22 protein-coding genes and 2 riboswitches are annotated in these 20364 nt (G+C 40.9%); all 22 genes read right to left on the bottom strand.

Features of this window, described 5'->3' with window-relative positions:
- Position 1: 1 nt before the first annotated feature.
- Complete coding sequence (cobI, locus tag AMET_RS00445) at positions 2 to 724, bottom strand: precorrin-2 C(20)-methyltransferase (RefSeq protein ID WP_011971225.1); 723 nt, start codon at positions 722 to 724, stop codon at positions 2 to 4.
- A complete protein-coding gene (cbiT, locus tag AMET_RS00440) occupies positions 714 to 1322 on the bottom strand; it encodes a precorrin-6Y C5,15-methyltransferase (decarboxylating) subunit CbiT (protein WP_011971224.1) in 609 nt (202 codons plus the stop codon). Before cbiT ends, cobI begins: the two co-directional genes overlap by 11 nt.
- Positions 1315 to 1935, bottom strand: a complete 621-nt coding sequence (cbiE, locus tag AMET_RS00435) for a precorrin-6y C5,15-methyltransferase (decarboxylating) subunit CbiE (RefSeq protein WP_011971223.1) — start codon at positions 1933 to 1935, stop codon at positions 1315 to 1317. The genes cbiT and cbiE overlap by 8 nt, the downstream gene beginning before the upstream one ends.
- Entirely contained in the window at positions 1928 to 3061 is a 1134-nt protein-coding gene (cbiD, locus tag AMET_RS00430) for a cobalt-precorrin-5B (C(1))-methyltransferase CbiD (RefSeq protein ID WP_011971222.1), read from the bottom strand. Before cbiD ends, cbiE begins: the two co-directional genes overlap by 8 nt.
- 14 nt (positions 3062 to 3075) lie before the next feature.
- Positions 3076 to 3696, bottom strand: a complete 621-nt coding sequence (locus AMET_RS00425) for a precorrin-8X methylmutase (protein ID WP_011971221.1) — start codon at positions 3694 to 3696, stop codon at positions 3076 to 3078.
- A 16-nt stretch (positions 3697 to 3712) separates the two neighbouring features.
- Positions 3713 to 4588, bottom strand: coding sequence for a GHMP family kinase ATP-binding protein (locus tag AMET_RS00420; RefSeq protein ID WP_011971220.1), 876 nt, complete (start codon positions 4586 to 4588; stop codon positions 3713 to 3715).
- A 38-nt stretch (positions 4589 to 4626) separates the two neighbouring features.
- Complete coding sequence (locus AMET_RS00415; RefSeq protein ID WP_011971219.1) at positions 4627 to 5373, bottom strand: AIR synthase related protein; 747 nt, start codon at positions 5371 to 5373, stop codon at positions 4627 to 4629.
- Positions 5363 to 5857, bottom strand: a complete 495-nt coding sequence (locus tag AMET_RS00410) for an ECF transporter S component (protein ID WP_041721269.1) — start codon at positions 5855 to 5857, stop codon at positions 5363 to 5365. Before AMET_RS00410 ends, AMET_RS00415 begins: the two co-directional genes overlap by 11 nt.
- A 129-nt stretch (positions 5858 to 5986) precedes the next feature.
- The gene (locus tag AMET_RS00405; RefSeq protein ID WP_011971217.1) at positions 5987 to 7390 is read right to left on the bottom strand and encodes a cobyrinate a,c-diamide synthase; all 1404 of its coding nucleotides are present in this window, start codon (positions 7388 to 7390) and stop codon (positions 5987 to 5989) included.
- 87 nt (positions 7391 to 7477) lie between these two features.
- Positions 7478 to 7852: a sirohydrochlorin chelatase gene (locus tag AMET_RS00400; protein ID WP_011971216.1), complete on the bottom strand. Its 375-nt coding sequence runs from the start codon at positions 7850 to 7852 to the stop codon at positions 7478 to 7480.
- 48 nt (positions 7853 to 7900) lie between these two features.
- On the bottom strand, positions 7901 to 8023 hold the full coding sequence (locus AMET_RS26770) for a hypothetical protein (protein ID WP_278184231.1): 123 nt from the start codon (positions 8021 to 8023) through the stop codon (positions 7901 to 7903).
- Positions 8024 to 8038: 15 nt separating this feature from the next.
- Positions 8039 to 8220, bottom strand: a riboswitch (cobalamin riboswitch).
- 54 nt (positions 8221 to 8274) lie between these two features.
- Positions 8275 to 9597, bottom strand: a complete 1323-nt coding sequence (hemL, locus tag AMET_RS00395; protein ID WP_011971215.1) for a glutamate-1-semialdehyde 2,1-aminomutase — start codon at positions 9595 to 9597, stop codon at positions 8275 to 8277.
- A complete protein-coding gene (gene hemB / locus AMET_RS00390; RefSeq protein WP_011971214.1) occupies positions 9579 to 10553 on the bottom strand; it encodes a porphobilinogen synthase in 975 nt (324 codons plus the stop codon). Before hemB ends, hemL begins: the two co-directional genes overlap by 19 nt.
- A complete protein-coding gene (gene cobA / locus AMET_RS00385; protein ID WP_011971213.1) occupies positions 10554 to 12062 on the bottom strand; it encodes a uroporphyrinogen-III C-methyltransferase in 1509 nt (502 codons plus the stop codon). It lies immediately after the preceding gene.
- 43 nt (positions 12063 to 12105) lie between these two features.
- The gene (gene hemC, locus AMET_RS00380; RefSeq protein ID WP_011971212.1) at positions 12106 to 13056 is read right to left on the bottom strand and encodes a hydroxymethylbilane synthase; all 951 of its coding nucleotides are present in this window, start codon (positions 13054 to 13056) and stop codon (positions 12106 to 12108) included.
- On the bottom strand, positions 12989 to 13717 hold the full coding sequence (locus tag AMET_RS00375) for a precorrin-2 dehydrogenase/sirohydrochlorin ferrochelatase family protein (protein WP_011971211.1): 729 nt from the start codon (positions 13715 to 13717) through the stop codon (positions 12989 to 12991). Before AMET_RS00375 ends, hemC begins: the two co-directional genes overlap by 68 nt.
- Positions 13718 to 13729: 12 nt before the next feature.
- Positions 13730 to 15004, bottom strand: a complete 1275-nt coding sequence (gene hemA, locus AMET_RS00370) for a glutamyl-tRNA reductase (RefSeq protein WP_011971210.1) — start codon at positions 15002 to 15004, stop codon at positions 13730 to 13732.
- A 263-nt stretch (positions 15005 to 15267) separates the two neighbouring features.
- Positions 15268 to 15449, bottom strand: a riboswitch (cobalamin riboswitch).
- 120 nt (positions 15450 to 15569) lie between these two features.
- Complete coding sequence (locus AMET_RS00365; RefSeq protein ID WP_011971209.1) at positions 15570 to 16805, bottom strand: O-acetylhomoserine aminocarboxypropyltransferase/cysteine synthase family protein; 1236 nt, start codon at positions 16803 to 16805, stop codon at positions 15570 to 15572.
- Positions 16806 to 16916: 111 nt separating this feature from the next.
- Entirely contained in the window at positions 16917 to 17828 is a 912-nt protein-coding gene (gene cysK / locus AMET_RS00360; RefSeq protein WP_011971208.1) for a cysteine synthase A, read from the bottom strand.
- Positions 17829 to 17848: 20 nt separating this feature from the next.
- Positions 17849 to 18253: a sulfurtransferase TusA family protein gene (locus AMET_RS00355; protein WP_011971207.1), complete on the bottom strand. Its 405-nt coding sequence runs from the start codon at positions 18251 to 18253 to the stop codon at positions 17849 to 17851.
- An 81-nt stretch (positions 18254 to 18334) separates the two neighbouring features.
- Entirely contained in the window at positions 18335 to 18562 is a 228-nt protein-coding gene (locus AMET_RS00350; RefSeq protein WP_011971206.1) for a hypothetical protein, read from the bottom strand.
- 150 nt (positions 18563 to 18712) lie between these two features.
- Positions 18713 to 20086: a YeiH family protein gene (locus AMET_RS00345; protein ID WP_242661362.1), complete on the bottom strand. Its 1374-nt coding sequence runs from the start codon at positions 20084 to 20086 to the stop codon at positions 18713 to 18715.
- Positions 20087 to 20364: the final 278 nt, after the last annotated feature.

Genomic DNA, 20364 nt, shown 5'->3' with positions numbered 1-20364 from the left:
CTTACTCACCCCTATTCTTTTTGGTTTTTCTATTTTTTGTAATAATTGCTGTTGAAAGATATGGTATTTTTCCATCCAATATTGATGTATCCTCTGTTATGATTTCATTTTCATGGCCAAAGTTAGAAGCAACGATGAGACACGCTTCTAGATCCGCCTCTTGAATCATGTTTTTTAAGCCCTGGGGATCATGGGAGATCTTTAGTACCACAAGGTTATCTCCATATTCAAAGGCCTTTTTGATTTGCTCTGGCTCGGCATTGAGGGGCAGAATGGATAGCACTTCCTTTCCCTCCGCTAAGGGCCGATTCATTCTACTGGCGATGGCACTATAGGAAGGAATCCCTGGCACCGTCTCGACTTCATAGTTTTTATTCTGTAATTCTTTAACCATATAGTTGTATGTGCTATAAAGTAGGGCATCTCCTAGTGTTAAAAAAACTGCCTTTTTTCCCTGGTCTAATACCTTTTTTATGGCCTCTAGGTTCAGCTGCCAATTGGCCTCTAATGTCTTTGGACAAGGAGTCATGGGAAAACAAAGTCCTTGAATTATCGTTCCCTGGGGGATATACTCTTGAACAATTTCTAATGCAATGCTACTTTCCCCTACTTTGACCTGGGGACAAAAAATGATATCCGCCTCTTTGATTCGATCTAGAGCCCTTAATGTCAATAAATCTTTTTCTCCTGGTCCCACACCAATCCCTGTTAGTTTACCTTTCATGCTGTTCTCCCCTTTCTGCTGAGATGACAGTAATTGGATTTTCTGCCTCCATTAATGTGCGATTCCCCACTACCCTTCCCTTGGCAATACTTACACTAATGGTCTCAATTTCTGTAAATTCATTTTGCTTTAAAAACTGTAATCCCTCATAGGCTGTTTCTAGGGTCACGGCTGTCATCACAATCCTACCTTTACTGGGGAGATTCTCAGCTGCATATCGGATCATCCATTGCAGCTCTCCTTCACTACCCCCAATAAACATTCGATCGAATGTCTGGATCTCCATCAACTGCTCCTTTGCACGGCCGGTCATGATTTGGATATTCTCCAGTTGAAACTTTTCTATATTTTTCTTAATGAGTTCTACTGCCTCTTCCTTATATTCAATGGCATAAACACTACCTTGGCTCACATGCATTGCTGCTTCAATGGTGACAGATCCTGTTCCTGCCCCCACATCTACTAAAATGCTCTCTTCCCTCAGCCGTAGCTTCCTCATAATGATTCCCCGAATCTCTGCCTTGGTCATGGGCACTCTACCTCGTATAAAGGCTTCATCCGGTACCCCCCACATTGGAACCTGTCTTTGTCTACTCATTTTCAATCACCACCACAGACATTTGATAGGGCCCATGCTCTTTAATTTCAGCCGGTGTCCCTTGAATGATTCGCTCTTCACTGTAGGACAAATTCTCTCCTACTACCATTTTTACCTTAGAAAGTCCATATTCAATACATTGCTCAGCGATCCATTGGGGATTATGTTCAGGGTCCGTCAACAATGCAATGGATTTTTCCTTCTGTAAAATTCCCACCCAATCTGTTCCTCGTCCATGAAGACTCTTAAATGGCGTATTTTGCCAAGGCTTCTTTAAACGACTGAATAGATACTGGATGGATCCAATCCCAGGGATGACTTCCAGCTCTTCTAATTCGAAGTGCTTTGATAAATAGGTCAACATACTATAGAAGCCTGGATCTCCAGAAACAATAATGCCAACCTGTTGAGTTCTAGCTCTTTTTTTGATTTCTACCACAATTCCTTGTAGGTCTTGGTGGATAGGTATCATTTCTCCTTCAAAGTCTGAAAATATATTTAGATTTCGCTTTCCTCCCACCAATACATTGCATTCCTGTGCTCTTTTTTTAGCAATGGGAAGTACATAATCTTGGTGGCCGGGGCCTAAGCCTATGACATAAATTTTATTCATCTTTTACACCCTCCGACTTAAGGATTTCCAATAGTCTTCCTGCCTGGCTACAATGGGCCAATACTCCCTGTTCCATGGAAAATATGATGGTTCCAATTTCAATATTACCCTGGGTTCGTTCCACACATTTCTCGGTAATTTTATCTGCTAAATGTGAAAAAAGCCTATCAAAGCCTTTCTCTTGAATCAATCCCACGGCTTCCTCTGTTGTATTACTCTCTAAAACCCTTAAAACCAATTGCTGAGAGGCCCCCAATGCTGCCAGATGTGCGGCTAAAATCTCCCGTCGGCCATCGGCCACCTTGCTATGGGTATGAAAAATCCCCCCTGCCACCTTAACAAGCTTTCCGATATGTCCAATGATCAAAATTCGCTCTACATTCTGTATGACACTTTGGTCCATCATAAAACCAACAAAGTTGCTGATCTTGATCATGTTTTTATCATGGATTTTATATTTTTCCCTAGCCATGTCTCTCCCATAGTTTCCTGGGACAAAGACAAATGTTTTGATCTTTTCGGCCTTTGCCATGGGGAGCTCTAAGGCCAAGGAGTCCTTCATTGCCTCCTCAGACATGGGTTCCACAATTCCAGAGGTGCCTAATATAGAAATCCCCCCTTGGATTCCCAGCTTTGGATTAAATGTCTTCTTGGCTACCTCTTGGCCCTTAGGCACTGAAATCACAATGTCTACCCCTCTTCCAGGACCAATGACCTCCCGGACTTCTCTTTCGATCATTTGAAGGGGAATGGGATTAATAGCTGGTTTTCCCACGGGAATTTGCAGCCCTGGCCTGGTCACGGTCCCCACTCCTTCTCCACCATGAATTTCAATTTTTGTATCCTGACGCCATATTAGCTTACTATAAATAGCTAATTTATTCGTCACATCAGGATCATCTCCTGCATCCTTAATAATAGCACAGGAAACAGCTCCATGGCTTCGTTGGATATCTTCTACCTTTAATTTCAAGGACCAGCCCTTGGGGGTATCGATGTCCACCTCATGGACTTCTCCCGGCTGCAGGAGCATTTGTGCTGCTGCCTTGGATGCTGCAGTGGCACAGGATCCTGTGGTGTATCCATACCGAAGTTTTTTTCCATCTTTTATAATATACCTTTCCATTTATGATTCACTTCCTACTCTAGCATATATAAAAGGGCATTGACGATTGCCACAGCCACGGTGCTACCACCTTTACGTCCTTGAATTGTGATATGAGGGACTGTCTGTTCCATCAGTAGCTCCTTTGATTCCTGGGCTCCTACAAACCCCACGGGTACTCCAATAATGGCACTGGGTTTTGCTTTCCCCTCCTGAATCCCTTGACAAAGTATGAATAGAGCTGTGGGAGCGTTACCGATCACAAATAGCTTTGTTTCTGGATCTGCCATTGCTTTCTCCATTGCCACCATTGATCGGGTAACGCCCCTCTCCTTGGCTTCTCTTGCCACTTCAGGATCGCCTACCAGACAGTACACTTCTCCTCCATATTTCTTCAAAATTCTTTTATTGATACCAGATAAAACCATATTTGTATCGGTATAAATACGACAGCCTTCTTGCAATGCCTTTTGTGCTGCTTCCACAGCCTCCGGATGGATTTTGATGAGCTTTGCATATTCAAAGTCTGCAGTTGTGTGAATCACCCTTTTAATAATGGGTGCCGTTTGTGGATCTGGCAGTTCTACTTCTAGCTCCCTTGTGATAATTTCAAAGCTTTTTCTTTCGATTTCCCTTGGCGATTGAATATATTTCAATTGTCTTCCCCCTCTTTTACTTAGTGATTACCCTAGGCCCTCCTTGGATGATTTCATAGGTCTTGTTAGCAGGATAATATGGTCGAAACCGCTCTTGCTTTAATAGCACCTTCATTGCCTCTAGATCAAATTGGTTTTCCTCATATAATATTCCCATAACTGTTCCACTATGGGCTACATTAACACCGGCAGCGCCTAGCTTTTCACTGATTTTAAAAAGAGTCTCTAGCTCTTTTTTATATAGAATTTCCTGATTGGCAAAGGCACTCAGGGTGGCTGCCTTGCCCATCAATTTTAGGTCTCCACCCTTGATTCCTTTTTCAAAAAAGTGTAAGGCCTCTTTGAGCTCACTCTCTTTTTCCTTCAAGAGTCTATGATGATTACTTTTTCGAAAACCGATGGTATTAATGCTACCGACACCCTCTAACATCAGTACATTTGCCTTCATTGGTTCTTCATAGGATTTTTTATATTTACCCTCTAGATGATCAAAAAGGGTCAGTTGAGAAAAAACAGTGCTATCCGTGGGTTCAATTTCAACACACAGAATGGCAATTTCTTCCTGGGTGATGGTTTCATTTAAATAGGTTGCCATGGCTAATGCTGTGGCGGCTAAATCTGCAGTGCTACTGGCCATACCCTTTCCCATAGGAATTTGGCTATCCACTGTTATTCCAATTTCCTCCCCCTCTTTTGGGGAATATCCATAATAAAGCAGCACCTTTTCTATCATTTGTTGGGATTTGCTCCAGTTCTCTAAGAAGGGGCTTCTTCCTTCCGTCAAGGTGACCTTTGAATAACAATTTATGGCATATGAAATTAATTTTTCACTTCCTTGGATCATCCCTTGGATCAATTCTCCACAGGACCCAGGACAAATTACTTCAATCATATCGATTTACTCGCCACCTTAACTGATGCATATTTTTATTAATTCTCTAAAGATCCTATGACCTTAACTTGTTGTTGTAGTTGGGATTCAACTGTAGGGAGCTGCTCTTTTGAAACAGAAAATATCACCGCAGTGGCTGGCCCTGCTGACTTTTTCAAATCAACTCCTGTGGCTTCTCTACTTTTAAATTCACAATGATTTAGTGAAGCTAAGAGCTGTGCTTCATAATACATTCCCTTGGACCCAATTGGATGGATATCCTTAACGTTTTTCATTTTAACTAAAGCTTGAAAGTCTTTTATACTACAGATTTCATCGTCTATGGGAAGCTTGATTTCATTTCCAACCTTAGGTGTTCCTAAGGCCACAATTAGGTCTCCAGGCTTTGAACAACCAATCTTAATGCTCTCTCTTTCTACTTCACCGATCACAGTGATCCCCATGGCAGTTTGACATGTAACCACATTTTCCTCTGTGCTCCCATTTAATGCAGTGATAGGTAGTTTTACTTCCTCGATCATTTTTTGAATTCCTTTAATCATTTTTTCTCCCGTGGGTTCTCTTTCCACAGACAGGGTATTAATAACCGTCATGACCCTGGCCCCCACTGACATAACCTCCATGAGGGAAACCCTTGCGGTAAAGTATCCCACAACCTCTGCTGGCACCTTGATTTGATCTTGGGGTTTTTCGCCAATCCCCCCACAGGAATCACAGGCAATGACTAAATTCGGCTGTCCTGCCCTTTCAATTAATGTTAGATCCCGACACCTTTTAATTTCCATTTACAGACTTTCCCTTACCCATGATTTTATAGAGGCTTGCAGCAATGAGGATATTGACTGTGGATCCAATTAATAATGGCATCCAAATCACAGCAAATAGGGCCCAGCCATTTAAAGGCAGTCCAAGTAGAATCGACATGGGGACAACCAAAAGTCCCGCCCCAACACCGTTAAGTAAAATTCCCACAATAATTGCGACCCATGGATTAATTTTTTGCCATACCACTGAGAACAATGCCACAATGATAAACATTTCCACTGCCACCACGAGATGCATTGGCACAGTCATTGGAAAGCCTGCGGTCAATGCAGAAATCAAATGACCCGCAAAGGCGACAATCCCACCGGCCATAGGGCCTAAAAGAAGGGCTGCATAAAATCCTGGTACTGCATCTAAGGCGATACTTCCCTGTATTTTAATCATTGCACCAATCCCACTTAAGGCAATCAGCATGGCCATTTTTACGAGCATTTTTGTGTCCATTTGTTTTTTTCGATTACGTGATATCACGATAATCCACTCTCCCTGAATTAAATTTTATTTAAAGACTTCTCCTGATAAGCAAAATAAGTGACTCACACAAAATCATAGATTTTTGTTATGTACTTAATCCTATGAACTACATTTCTTTTTATAGCTCTTAGCCGCCTCAATCCATGCCTTGGGAAAATTCAAATTACTATAAAAGTGGATATGCCCATAGGCTCCCAGGGTATTGTTTTTTTCCAATCCACATTGCCACCGGTCAACCACCTTGTCATCCCGCTTTTTTTGTACGGTATAGCTGTAATTTTGTTCCTGTGATTCCAGCCTTGATCGATGAAATTCATGGGTTTTAACTTTTCCCACATCCTTTAGGATCCCACTTTCTTCACTGACTTGAATCTCAGCATAGCCAAATCGCTGCAGACGTTGGGTCATCTCACTATATACATCGAAAATCCCTACCATGGGATGAACCTTACCCTCTATTGTTTTAATTCCCTTAGTTAAATACATGAGGCCACCGCACTCACCATAAATCGGCAGGCCTTCTTCAGACTTTTTCTTAATTTCCCTTCTTAACGCTTCATTGGCTTCTAGCTCAGGAGCAAAGACCTCGGGAAACCCACCTCCTATGTATAGGGCATGTATGTCTTTGGGAAGGACCGTATCCTTTAGTGGACTAAAGGGGATCAATGTCACATTCATCTCTCTTAATAGGTCCAGGTTATCTTCATAGTAGAAGTGAAAGGCCTGGTCATAGGCGTAGGCGATATTAAGTCCCGTTCCCATGTCTTTGCACTCCCGAGAATATTCAGGGCTCTTAGGGCTACTAGGCTGCCATCTAAGGGCAATCTCTATTAATAGATCCACATCCACGGTTTCCTCTATCATCTCTACCATCTGAGCCACTTTTTCCTTTAATTCCGGTACCTCCATGGAGGGGATGAGTCCCAAATGTCGGCTGGCCAATTGAATCTGTTTTTGCTGCTTGAGATATCCAATACAAGGGATCCCTGTATCTCTTTCAATGGCTTGTCGTAGTAGGTCATAATGTTTGTCTCCAGATAAATTATTGATGATGACACCTTGAATGTCTACCTCTTTATCATAGGCTTGATATCCCAATACCATGGCGGCTGCACTGGCTGACATGCCTTTCCCATCAATGATTAAGATGACTGGTGCTTTGACTATTTTTGAAATATGGGCAGAGCTTCCTTGATCCCTGTGGGTCCCAAGTCCATCGTATAGTCCCATTACCCCTTCAATCACTGCAATTTCATCATCTCCTACATTTTTATGAAAGAGGGACTCCAATACCCTTGGGTCAATTAAATGACTATCAAGATTACGAGAGGGTATTCCAGTCACATATTGATGAAACTGGGGGTCAATATAGTCAGGTCCAACCTTAAAGGGTTTCACCTTTTCCCCCCGCTTCTTTAATGCACCCATAATCCCTAATGAGATCGTTGTTTTTCCTACCCCACTGTGGGTTCCGGCCAATAAAATGGCACCTTTCCTTTTCATCGCTTCACCCCCTGATCAGTTTGTGGCTCTACAACCGTGAACCCTTATTCCTTTGTGAAGGCGTCGATTGTTTCCTTTATTATCCTTTTACGAAAGAGCTTCTTTGGCTCTTTCCTGAATAATATCTGCGATTCGACGATCTGCACCAATTGGTCTTCCTAAGGTGAATTTTACCTTCTCATGCTTTTTCTGTAGTACCTCTAATTCTTCAGGAATATCATGTTTCACATGGTTTCCTTGGAATAAAAACATCGGTACAATTATAATTTCTTCTGCCCCTTGCTCAACCAGCTGATCAATGCCCTGCATAAAATCAGGCTGTGAAAATTGAAGAGAACCGAACCCTAGTAAATCAAAGGCTTCTGACTTATCCCCTTCAAGCATTGTCACGATTTCTTTTACTATCTCTCCTGCCTCTTGGGCCATACTTCCATGTGCTAATACAAATAAACCTCTTTTCATTTTTATTCCTCCCTAGTCTCATTTGGTATTTGCTATCAATAAACAATATTAAGTTGCTTGTCTATACATAAACATGAAAAAGCCATCCCTTCGGATGGCGTTGGCTACAAAATGGTTTTTTGAAATACATGGTCCCATTAATGGACTCAAAACCTGATTTGCTGTCAACATCCCTTCCCTCCGAAGGTAGTTACTGGTCTTTAGGCTGGTCTCCTGACTTATGCTTCCTTTTACTCTCGATTCCTTCCCAGAAAAATCCAGTGGACTTCATCGATTTCATCTGCATTTACAGTAGCGGGGGCTGTGATGGATTTTCACCATTTTCCCAATTAAGCTTCACGTGAAACACCTAAAATATATTCAGTTTTATTTCTTCTAAATCATGTAAGAAAATGATCCATTATATTGCCACAACCATTTTTTTAAATAGAAGGGTTGTTTCTAATCTCTTTTAGCCCTTCGTAAGCGGCCTCAATGGTTCGATTAATCTCTACATCTCCATGGGCATCGGAGATAAACATGGTTTCAAACTGCGTCGGTGCTAAGTACACACCCCTTGACAGCATAGCCCTAAAGTATTGGCTATAGATCTCTGTGTTTGAAGTACTGGCAGTTTCTAAGTCAGATACTTTTTCTTTAGTGAAGAACATACAGAGCATTGAGCCTACACGATTAAAGCTGGCATCAATTTGTAACTCCTTAACGATTTTTTTAAATCCTTTCTCTAGCTTCTGGGCTTTTTTCTCTAACTCCTCATAGATCCCAGAATTATTATGTAAAATACTTAGGGTGGTATAACCCGCCGTCATGGCCAATGGATTTCCCGATAAAGTACCCGCCTGATAAACCGGCCCCACTGGAGATAAATGTTCCATAATTTCACGTTTGCCTCCAAAGGCTCCTACAGGAAGTCCTCCTCCGATGATCTTTCCAAAGCATGTTAGATCTGGTTTAATTTGATAAAGACTTTGGGCACCTCCGAAAGAGACTCGAAAGCCTGTCATGACTTCATCAAAAATAAGCAGGGCCCCATAATCCTCTGTTATTTTTCTTAATGCATGGGCAAATTTATTTGTCATGGGGACAACGCCCATGTTTCCTGCTATAGGCTCAATGATCACAGCTGCAATCTCTTCTCCCTGCTGTTTAAAAATCTCCATAATGCCCTCTATGTCATTGTATTTTGCAGTAATGGTATTTTTAGCAACATCAGGTGTGACGCCAGGACTGTTGGGAACCCCATGGGTTAATGCCCCAGATCCCGCCTTAATTAACAGTCCATCAGAGTGTCCATGATAATTTCCATTAAACTTAACAATTTTATTTCTTCCGGTGTATCCCCTGGCTAATCTTAGGGCCGTCATAGTGGCTTCTGTCCCTGAGTTCACCATTCGGATCATTTCCACTGAAGGGATGGCTCCAGTGATCAATTCGGCTATTTTTAACTCAATCTCAGTGGGAGCTCCAAAGCTAGTTCCTGTCTCTAATACCGCCTTTAGGTTCTCCACTACCTCAGGATGACAATGTCCTAGGATCAATGGTCCCCAGGATCCAACATAATCAATGTACTTGTTCCCATCTTCATCATAAATATAGGCGCCCTTGCCTCGCTTGATAAAGGGTGGGTTCATCCCCACAGAAGAAAAAGCGCGAACAGGACTATTTACCCCTCCTGGAATGACTTCCTGTGAAGCTTCAAAAAGTTTTTGTGAGCGTTCATACTTCATTATTGATCTCTTATCCATTTGGCCATCTCCTTTGCAAAATAAGTTAAAATGATATCAGCTCCAGCTCGTTTGATGCTGGTGAGGGTTTCAACCATCATTTGGGTTTCGTCAGCTAGCCCCGCCTGTGCTGCTTGCTTGATCATGGCATATTCTCCGCTGACTTGATATGCTCCTAGGGGAACCTGAAATTTGTCCTTTACCTCACGAATAATATCCAAGTAGGCTAGTGCGGGTTTTACCATCACCATATCTGCTCCCTCTTCAATGTCTAGAGCTACTTCTCGAAGGGATTCACGTCGGTTTCCTGTGTCCATTTGATATGTTTTACGGTCACCAAATTGAGGGCTGGATCCAGCTGCACTTCTAAAGGGTCCATAGAAGGCCGAGGCGTATTTTACACTATAGCTTAGGATGGGAATATGCTCAAAATCGTTATGGTCCAATACTTCTCTAATCCTTTTCACCCTTCCATCCATCATATCTGATGGTGCCACAACATCAGCTCCTGCCTCTGCATGGGATAGTGCAATATTGGCTAAGACGTCCAATGTTCTATCATTTAGGATCCTTCCGTTTTGAATAATGCCACAATGTCCATGATCAGCATATTGGCAGAGGCAAACATCCGTCATCACCAACAGACTTGGTCTATGCTTTTTTACTTCTTTCACCGCCTGTTGTACAATCCCGTTGGTATGATAGGCCTCAGAACCTGCTTCATCCTTTGTCTTGGGTATCCCAAAAATCATGATTCCCTGTATACCCAATGCGCTTATTTCCTCTATTTCTTCAGCAAGCATGTCCACAGAAAGATGATATTGTCCCGGTAATGCTGAAATTTCTCTTTTAATCTTCTCTCCATGGACGACAAATATGGGATAAATTAAATCTGAAGTATTCACTGTTGTTTCTCTAACAATATTTCTGATGGCTTCAAAGCCTCTTAATCGTCTTGGTCGTTGAATTAAATCCATCTATTGTACCTCCATCATGGCTTGAACCAGTCCTGCTATGGTATATTCCTTGGCCTGTACATCCACTGGTAAGCCTAGTTTTTTTGCGGTCTTTCCCGTAATGGGTCCAATGGAAGCAATTTTAACACTCTCAAGTAAATGTCGGTCTTCTTTCCCCAGTAAATCCATAAAATTTTGGACAGTAGAAGAACTTGTAAATGTAATCCAATCAATCCCCTCTACTAATAGCTCCCTTAGGTGCTGCTCTCCTTGGACCGGTAGGACAGTTTCATAAATTTCGATTTCCTCCACCTGTGCTCCCAGTGCCTCTAGCCCCTCATTCAGTGCCTTTCGAGCAATGTTTGCCCGGGGTAAAAACACCTTATCTCCTTCTTTAATGCTTTCCTTAAGGCAATCAATAATTCCTTCCGCCACATAGGTTTCGGGAATCACTTCAACCAAAAGACCTTTTTCCTCCAAGGCCTTAGCCGTTGCAGGTCCAATGGCTACCAATTTTCCTGGACCCATTTCTCTTACGTCCATTTTCAGCGCCTTCAGTCTTTCAAAAAATGCCTTAACCCCATTGACGCTTGTAAAAATAATGTAATCCCCTTGGTGAATTCGTTTAAGCTTTGCATTGACCCCTTCAATATCCTGGGCTGGGCGAATTTCGATTGTGGGATATTCTACCACATCTCCTCCTAATGCCTTAAGCTTAGTGGAAAGTTGACTGGCTTGTTCTCGGGTTCGGGTCACCAATATTCTTTGACCGTGAAGTGGTAGGGACTCAAACCAATTGAGTTCATCCTGAAGTCTAACGACTTCCCCAATCACAATGACCGATGGCGAGGTGATTTTCTTTTCCTTGACCACTGTTACAATGCTTTCCAGGGTGCCTGTGACAGTCCTTTGTTTTGCTGTGGTGCCTTGATGAACCAGTGCAATGGGTGTCTCCTTTGGCTTTCCATATCTCCGTAATTGATTAACAATCTCCTCTAAATTACCTACCCCCATTAAAAATACCAAAGTCCCCTCTAGCTTTGCCAGGGCTTCATAATTGACACTGGATTTTTCCTTCAGGGGATCTTCATGGCCTGTAATGACATGAAAAGAAGTGCTGACATTTCTGTGGGTCACTGGAATCCCACCATAGTTTGGTACAGCAATGGCGGAAGTAATACCCGGCACCACTTCAAAGGGAATCCGTGCTTTTCTAAGGGCCAGGGCCTCTTCTCCACCCCTGCCAAAAACATAGGGATCTCCCCCCTTTAGTCGGGTCACCGTCTTGCCTTTATGAGCCTGAAGCACCAATAGTTCATTGATTTCCTCTTGGGTATAGGCATGGCGTTTTGGAGACTTCCCTACATCTATGCATTCTGCCTCGTCTCTTTTATTCTTTAAAAGGGCTGGATTGGCCAACCGATCATATAAAATGACATCAGCCTCTTGGATACAGCGCAATCCCTTTACTGTGATCAGTTCTTCATCTCCTGGACCTGCCCCTACTAAATAGACGTAACCCTTTGACATCTTAAACCCTCCCTTCAGTCGATGAGCTCTCTTGTGCATATTTCTAAGAACCCTCTGTATTGACTATCCTATTATCTGTATTCACGGTCTCCAGTATTTCCTTAGCGCCCTTTTCAATCAGGGTCTCACCTAATTGGATTCCTAAGGCTTGAAAATCTGCAATGTCTCCCATGACTTGCTCTTTAATGACTCTCCTGCCATCGGAAGAGGCTACCATACCCGTCATATGTAACTCCTGTCCCTGCTGCTGTCCATAGGCTCCGATGGGAACATGACATCCCCCTTCCAATAGCTTTAAGAATGCCCGCTCTGCCATGACACATCGATAGGTTTCTTCATGATTGATGGCTAAAAGCATCTCCAACATCTCTATATCCTTTCGTCTTGCTTCACAGCCCAAGGCCCCTTGGCCTACGGCAGGCGTGAAGTCCTCTATTTCTAAATAGCTAGAAATTTTCTCTTTCAGCCCCAGGCGGTTTAATCCCGCTGCAGCTAGAATCACACCATCCAATGATTCTGTCTCTATTTTCCCAAGTCTCGTTCCTACATTTCCACGAATGGGAACCACTTTGATGTCTCCCCTGAGTGCCATTACTTGTGCCTGTCTTCTTAGGCTACTGCTTCCAATCACTGCGCCCTTGGGCAATTCCTCTAGGGATTTATTTTCCCTTGTGATCAACACATCTCGGGGATCCTCCCTCTTTGTAATGGCTCCTAACACCAGCTCCTCTGGGGTCTCACCAGGCATGTCCTTCATACTGTGAATGGCTAAATCGATTTTTTCTTCAGCTAGTGCCTTTTGAATTTCCTTTACAAAAAGTCCCTTACCGCCAATTTTATCTAATGTTTTATCCAGTATGCGGTCTCCTAATGTTGTGATCTTAATGATTTCATAGGTGTATTGAGGGAATTTTTCCTTTAGCATATTAATAATGATTTCTGCTTGAACTAGGGCCAGCTGACTGGCTCTTGATCCGATTTTTATTGTTCTCATTTTTGTCACAACCCTTTAATTGTTTTTTGAACGCTTCATAAAACTGCCAGGCTTCCCGCCATAGGATCTCCTTGCCTTTTTTTCCTAAATTCTCTACATCATGTTCATATATCAACTGCTGAAATAGTTGTTTTCGATCCTCAATTTCATTAATTTCATTTAATGCCTGGACCCGCATCTCACCTAATAGCTCTAGGACATCCTCATAATGCTGCCCAAACCGTTTTTCTAGCTCTTCTCTGATTTTACGTGAGAGCATAGGGCTTTTTCCATCACTGGCAATAGCTACTGTCAATGGGCCCCGCCGGACAATAGCAGGCACAGTAAAATCACAAAGCCTTGGTACATCAACAACGTTCATCAGAATATTTTCCCTAGATGCCTCTTCATGACAGGCTTGACTTACCTGTAGATCGTCTGTGGCAACATAAACCAAATAGCTTCCCCTTAAATCCCCTGTCTCATAGTGCTTTTGATGATGAAGGAGTTGACCCTGTCGAACCATTTCCTGCAAGGCATCTGTCAAAGTAGGACTCATGACAGTCACCACTGCACCGTGCTCTAATAATGATTTGACCTTCCGCTCTGCCACTCTGCCTCCCCCAACTACTGTACATTTTTTTTCCTCAATATTTAACATAATCGGATAGTATTTTGTCATTGTTACATCCTCCTATTTACCACAGCCGGCATCTAACCCCAGGAACTCATCTACGAAGGCGGCAAATGCCTCTCCATTTCCCCTTATTCCTGCATCCTTAAGTTGTAGAATAGGGGTTTTCCACATCTTTTTGACCAAGCTCTTCACCACAACTTCAATGACTTGACGATCTTCTTCCGCCATATGATCTAACCTTTTAAAAAGCTTTTCTAGCTCTTGATCCGTTAGGGTCTCGCTATATGCTTTGATGGCCTGGATCCTAGGATAAATAGGTAGGCATTGATACCATCCTTCATACTTCTCAATGGCTTCATTAATTGACTGCTTGATTATTTCGATACAATCCATTCGATAAGCAAGGTTTTCATTGGCAATTTCCTTTAAATCATCAATATGAAAAAGCTCAATTCCTTCTATCTCTTTTACAGCGGGATCGATGTCTCTAGGCAATGCAATATCAATCATACACATGGGCCGATGCTTCTGATATATTTTTTCCATATCCTCCTTATAAAAGATGAAATGAGGTGCCCCTGTTGCACTGATGACAGCATCTACTCCATTAAGCATTTCATACTTTTGATCATAGGAAAGATAATGTATCTGGGGATGCTTTTCAATTAATTCCTGTACACTTTCCTTTGTTCGGTTACAAATGTATAGCCTCTTGATCCCCTTACAGAGTAGGTTTTCAATAGCGATTCTACTCATCTTTCCAAAACCAACCACCAACACAGTTTTACCAACTAAACCCTTGAGGTGATTCTCCATTTGCTTCACGGCAATGGAACTGATGGACAGGGCATTTTCTGAAATTGCGGTTTCAGTTTTTACTTCCTTTGCTGTGGTGACTGCTTCTAGAAAGAGCTTGTTTAAAATCTTCCCCGTTGCAGCAAAGTCCAATGCCTCAGCATGAGCTTCCTTCACCTGCCCTAAAATCTGATCCTCTCCTATGACAAGAGAATCTACACCAACACAGACATGATATAGGTATTGGACTGCCTCTCTCCCTTTTTCAAAGTGATTGCATCCTTCTAATGCGGTTTCCTTAAGCTGAAAAAAATCAGTATAAAAACGCTTAAACCAACGTCTTGCAATTGATGTATCTTGAACAACCGCAAAAACCTCACTGCGGTTACAGGTGGAGAGAATCACAGCCTCATGGATGAATGGACTCTCCTTCAATAATGAGTAGGCCTCCTGTTTCTTTGATTGGGAAAAGGCCACCTTTTCCCGAAGGTCAATTGTCGCTTTTTTATGTGTAATGCCAAATACAATAATTTTCATCGGATAACCATCCTTTTTCATTAATGCTATTTATTATTAATATCATGTTTTCCAGTATCGGTCTGTTTTCGTAGGTTCTTAACACTTTTATAGAAAATATCATCCTTTCGTCAGTATAATCATAGACCCCATGCTTTTATACGCCTTGAATAGGTTTCTGCAATTTAGAGCAGTAGAAAATAAACAAAAAACCCCAGTCAATGACGGGGGTTGGTTTGAAATTAAAGTTAAAATTGCTCACTTCAATATACCTTCCCTCCGAAGGCTGATTCTTACTTTAGGCTGGTCTCCTGACTTGTGCTTCACCTTACTATCGACGCCTTCCCAGATTGATCTAGTGGCTTTTGTCGAGTTCATCTGCACTTACAGTAGCGGGGGCTGCAGTGGGTTTTCACCACTTTCCCAATTAAGTTTCATATGAAACACCTAACGTATTCTATGTACTTTAAAACCATCTTATCAGAAGGGTTGTAATATTTCAATAAAATTTCTGTATCTTCTTTTTTTAATTTGAGCATCATATCAAACTACACTATCTGACTTTATAATTTCCATAATGATCTTCTTAGAGACCGCCTAAAGCATTTTCCAAATCTTCTATGATATCTTCCATATCTTCTAAGCCCACCGATACTCTTATTAGATCCTCATATACACCCATTTGTTCCTTTTCTTCCGGTGTGTTACCATTGCAGATCGTCGAGGCTGGATGTAGCGCTAAGGTTTTTGTATCACCAATGTTGGTTACATTGGAAATAAGCTTTAAGCTGTCAATTAATTGGAATGCCTTTTCTTTACTACCAACCCTAAGAGTCAATATCCCCCCAGCCTCTTTAGCATAGTATTTTTGTGTTAAGGGATAATATTCGGAGGTTTCTAAACCTGGATAATTCGTATGCAGTACCTTTGGGTTTTCTTGAAGATACTTTGCAAGCTGATAGGCATTATGGCAATGCCTCTTCATTCTAAGACTTAGTGTTTCAATCCCTGTAAGATTCAAAAAACTATTCATGGGAGACATAACGGCCCCTAAATCTTTCCCTAATTCATTTCTTAATTTTGCACTGAAGGCAAATTGTCTGTATCGCTTTGTGTAATGCTTGAAGTTTTCATACCTTTCACTATTAAATTTAGTACTTCCTCCATCAATAATCATACCACCTATTGAATTGGCACTGCCATTAACATATTTAGAAACAGAATGAATTACGACATCAGCGCCATATTCTAAAGGCCTGATTAAATAAGGAGTTGTCACAGTGGAGTCCACCATGAAAACCACTCCTTTTATTTTGCAAATAGTAGAAACTACTTCTATGTCTAAGACATCCAGCTTAGGATTTCCTATAGTTTCAGCAAATACAATCTTTGTCTTAGGTGTAATATGCTCCGTTAAACTCTCTTCATTTAGCTCATCAACAAACTTGACTTCTATATTTAACTGTTTTAAATTTTTAAAGAAATTATAGGTACCACCAAATACGCCTGAGGAAGCGATGATTTCATCTCCAGGAGTGAGTATATTCATCACTGCTAGGTATATAGCTGACATCCCAGAAGCAGTAGCTATGGCAGAAACCCCTCCTTCTACCGCTACCATTCTTTTTTCTAATGCTTCTATACTCGGGTTTGAAATTCTAGTGTAGACATGTCCAATATCTCTACCCGAGAAAATATTTTCTAAATCCTTTGCTTTATTATAGGCATACGCATTTGAAAAATAAATAGGCACATTCGTAGCTCCTACTTTCTTTTCTTTGCTTACTCCATTACCATGAATTAATTTTGTATTTAAACCCATTACATCCCCCCTAGTCTCTCCTTCAATACATTGGTAAAACTCTCACTATGTGGATAGATGCCCTAAGAACAGATGCCCCAAATCTTTGATTTGGGACTATCAGGTCTCATCTTATTCAAACAAAGCTGTTGAAATATATCTTTCACCAGTATCAGGTGCAATTGTTAATACTTTTTTTCCTTTACCTAGTTTTTGAGCAACTTTTATAGCTGCAAACACTGCCGCTCCAGAGGAAATACCAACCATTAATCCCTCTTGCTTAGCAAGTTGTCTAGCTGTCTCAAGGGCTTCTTCATTTTGAACTTTAATAACCTCATCAAATATTTTTACATTTAATACCTCTGGCACAAATCCAGCACCGATCCCTTGAATCATGTGGGGCCCTGGGTTTCCTCCTGACAACACCGGAGAGTCTTCAGGCTCTACAGCAACCACAGTTATTTTATCAATCTTTTTCTTCAGCACCTCTCCAACACCTGTGATGGTTCCACCAGTACCGATTCCAACAACAAAAGCATCGAGGTCATTGCCAAAATCATTTAGAATTTCTTTAGCTGTGGTATTTCTATGGATTTCCGGATTGGCAAGATTATTGAATTGCTGTAGCATCACATATCCATTTTCCTCAACAAGTTCATTTGCTTTGTCAATGGCTCCCTTCATTCCTAAATGAGCCTTTGTCAATTCTAACTCTGCACCGTATGCCTTCAATAACTTTCTTCTTTCTAGTGACATGGATTCAGGCATGGTTAAAACTAATTTATATCCCTTAGAAGCTGCAACTAATCCTAAACCAATACCTGTATTTCCGCTGGTGGGCTCTACAATCGTATCCCCCGGCTTAATCAAACCTTTTTTTTCTGCTTCCTCTATCATACTAATCGAAATTCTATCCTTCACAGATCCGCCTGGATTAAACATTTCTAGCTTTACATAGACATCTGCCATATTCTCATCTACTAAATTGTTAAGCTTTACAACAGGTGTATTGCCTATGGTTTGCGTAATATTTTTATAAATCATGATTGTAGTCCTCCTATTTTCTATTTTTTCTTTACTATCAAAAGGTTATAGCCTGTATATTCTCTATCAATGTTTACAATCTGATGTCCTTCTCCTTCTACACTCTTGGGTACATTATTGATGGGGGCATCATCATCTAGATAAAAACCTATTTCTTCTCCTGAAGCAATTTTCCCTAATGCTACCTTTGCCTTTACAAAGTTCATTGGGCACTTTACACCTTTTAAATCTACAATGTTTAATAAATCCTTCTCTTGATCTTTCACTTTACTTTCTTCTGGGGTTACTTTTATATTCGCTTCTTTTTCTAGTGTAATTTCTAATTGAGGGCTCAATGATTCATACATTGCAACTACTTTTGAAGCTAAATAAGCTACCTCACTATCATATGCTTCTAGGCTTTCTACATCTCCAAGTTTTATCACATCTAATACACCTGCACTACATTCTCCTGGACCTCTTTTACTTGACCATTGAGCATTATCTTCATTTCACATTTTCCCCTTTTAATTGATAGTACTTACACCTGAATTTAGTTGTATTTGTTGCTTTTTCTCAATCATATTTCTATAAGCTTGATCTATATCAGCAGTATCAGTCCACCAGATATCACCGGCACCGCTGGATTGATTTATTGAATCCCCTACATCTGTAAAAACAATATAGGTGGCTACAACTATAACTGTCATTAATAATAGTGTTCTAAAATACTTCATAACTAGCTTCCTTTCCAAAGCTTAATATAATATCATTAGCGTTAACTTGGGCATCTCCAAGAAAATAACCAGTCAGTATGATGAAGATCTTTTCTTTCCAATGCCTTTAGCCATAATTTGTTACCCTGAGTGGAGTGAAACGAAGTCGAAGGATCTATGACTATAATCTTAAAATGGTAATGTAAAAAATCTACCGCTAAAAAAGATATATGCTGCAATGAATGTAAGAATAATATTTAATGCTTGCCCTACCAAATAAAGCGTAAGGGGCTTACCACCTTTCACCATTTTAGCCATTTCCTTAAAATTGGACTCTAGACCTATGCTGATAAAAGCCAAAGTAAACAAGAATTCTCGAAATCCATTTATTGAAGGTAGACTAGCGTCTATGGCATTTTGCGGAAGAATGAAGGAAAATAATATTGAAGCTGCGATAAAACCAATGATAAATTTAGGCATTCTCACCCAAACTTCAGCAGGACCTATGGTAACTTCAGAAGCTGGCTTTTTCTCTACTACTGTGGAAAAGAAAATAGCGATGCCAAAGGCAATCAGACCAATTAAAATATTCTGAACCATTTTAATAACAGATGCAACTTCCAAGGCATTCTCTCCAAGCATTGCTCCAGCTGCAACAACGGCCCCCGTAGCATCAATGGTTCCTCCCAACCAAGCGCCTCCAACAATTGGATCTATTCCTAAAGCCCCAACCAATGCAGGCATTCCAATCATCATTACTACAGTAAAGATAAGGGTAATCGATATAGCAAGGCTGATTTCTTCTTTTTTTGCCTTGGCCGCTGTACCGGCAGCAATAGCAGCTGATACACCACAAACCGAGGTGGCAGAAGCGATCGTTATTGCTAAACCTTTACTATCATGCATTTTAAGAACCTTTTGAGAAAACCAATACATACTTATTAAAACAATAGGCGTAACAATCCAAGCAACTCCTAAGCCCATAGCGCCCAAAGCCAACATACGATTAAACAAAATAGAAGCACCCAAAAGTACTAGCCCAGTTTTTATGTATAGTTCTGTACGAACAGCACCCTTCATAAATCCAGGTGTTTTAATCGTATTACTAACCAATAAACCAATTCCTAAAGCCCAGATGACACTATTAAAGCCGTAATGCCTCCAAGGGGCATAATTGCCTCCTAACTCCGCCACAATAGCTAGCATAAAGACAAAGGGAAAAGCAACTATGAATTTTTTCAGTTCTTCTCTCTTAATAAATAAAATCCCAATAGAAAATAAAGCCAAATTTATTATTCCAGTAACAAGAATCCCGGATAAAATTTCAGCGGGTATCGACCCGATAATCGTCTCTGCCCCTTGTCTTCCAGGTCCCCATCTCAATGGCAATACTGGTACAGCTACAACTCCTGCAATAGAAGCTATAATCAGTAAAAACCCTAACCAAACTGTCCACCAATCTTCTTTTTTCCACAATGATGACCAATTAATGCCTTGTTTCATTGCCTCCGTCCACCAATTTTCCTTTTTAGATACTGTTATCAAGTCAACTTCCTTTTTCAATACATTCTCCCCCTTAACACCTTGAAAGTTAATCAAATTAATACCTTGTATTTCCCATCGGATTACTTGGTATTATTCTATGTAATTTTATTTATTCTGTCAATAGGTTTTTAAAGGATATTTTTTGTTTTATTTAATTTAAATTAATTGCAGGTTTATCTTTCATTTTTGCCGAACTATTTTTACAGGAGGGGATTGTGGTTTGTTATTTCCTAATGACAGAGCATAAAGCGTTGTTTTAAGGGATACAATTAAAAAGGATAATATGGTATTAAAAT

Source organism: Alkaliphilus metalliredigens QYMF (assembly GCF_000016985.1).
In the GTDB taxonomy this organism is placed as follows: Bacteria; Bacillota; Clostridia; order Peptostreptococcales; family Natronincolaceae; genus Alkaliphilus_A; species Alkaliphilus_A metalliredigens.
The sequence above is the reverse complement of the archived record's forward strand: the minus strand, read 5'-3'. Positions and strand labels throughout refer to the sequence as shown.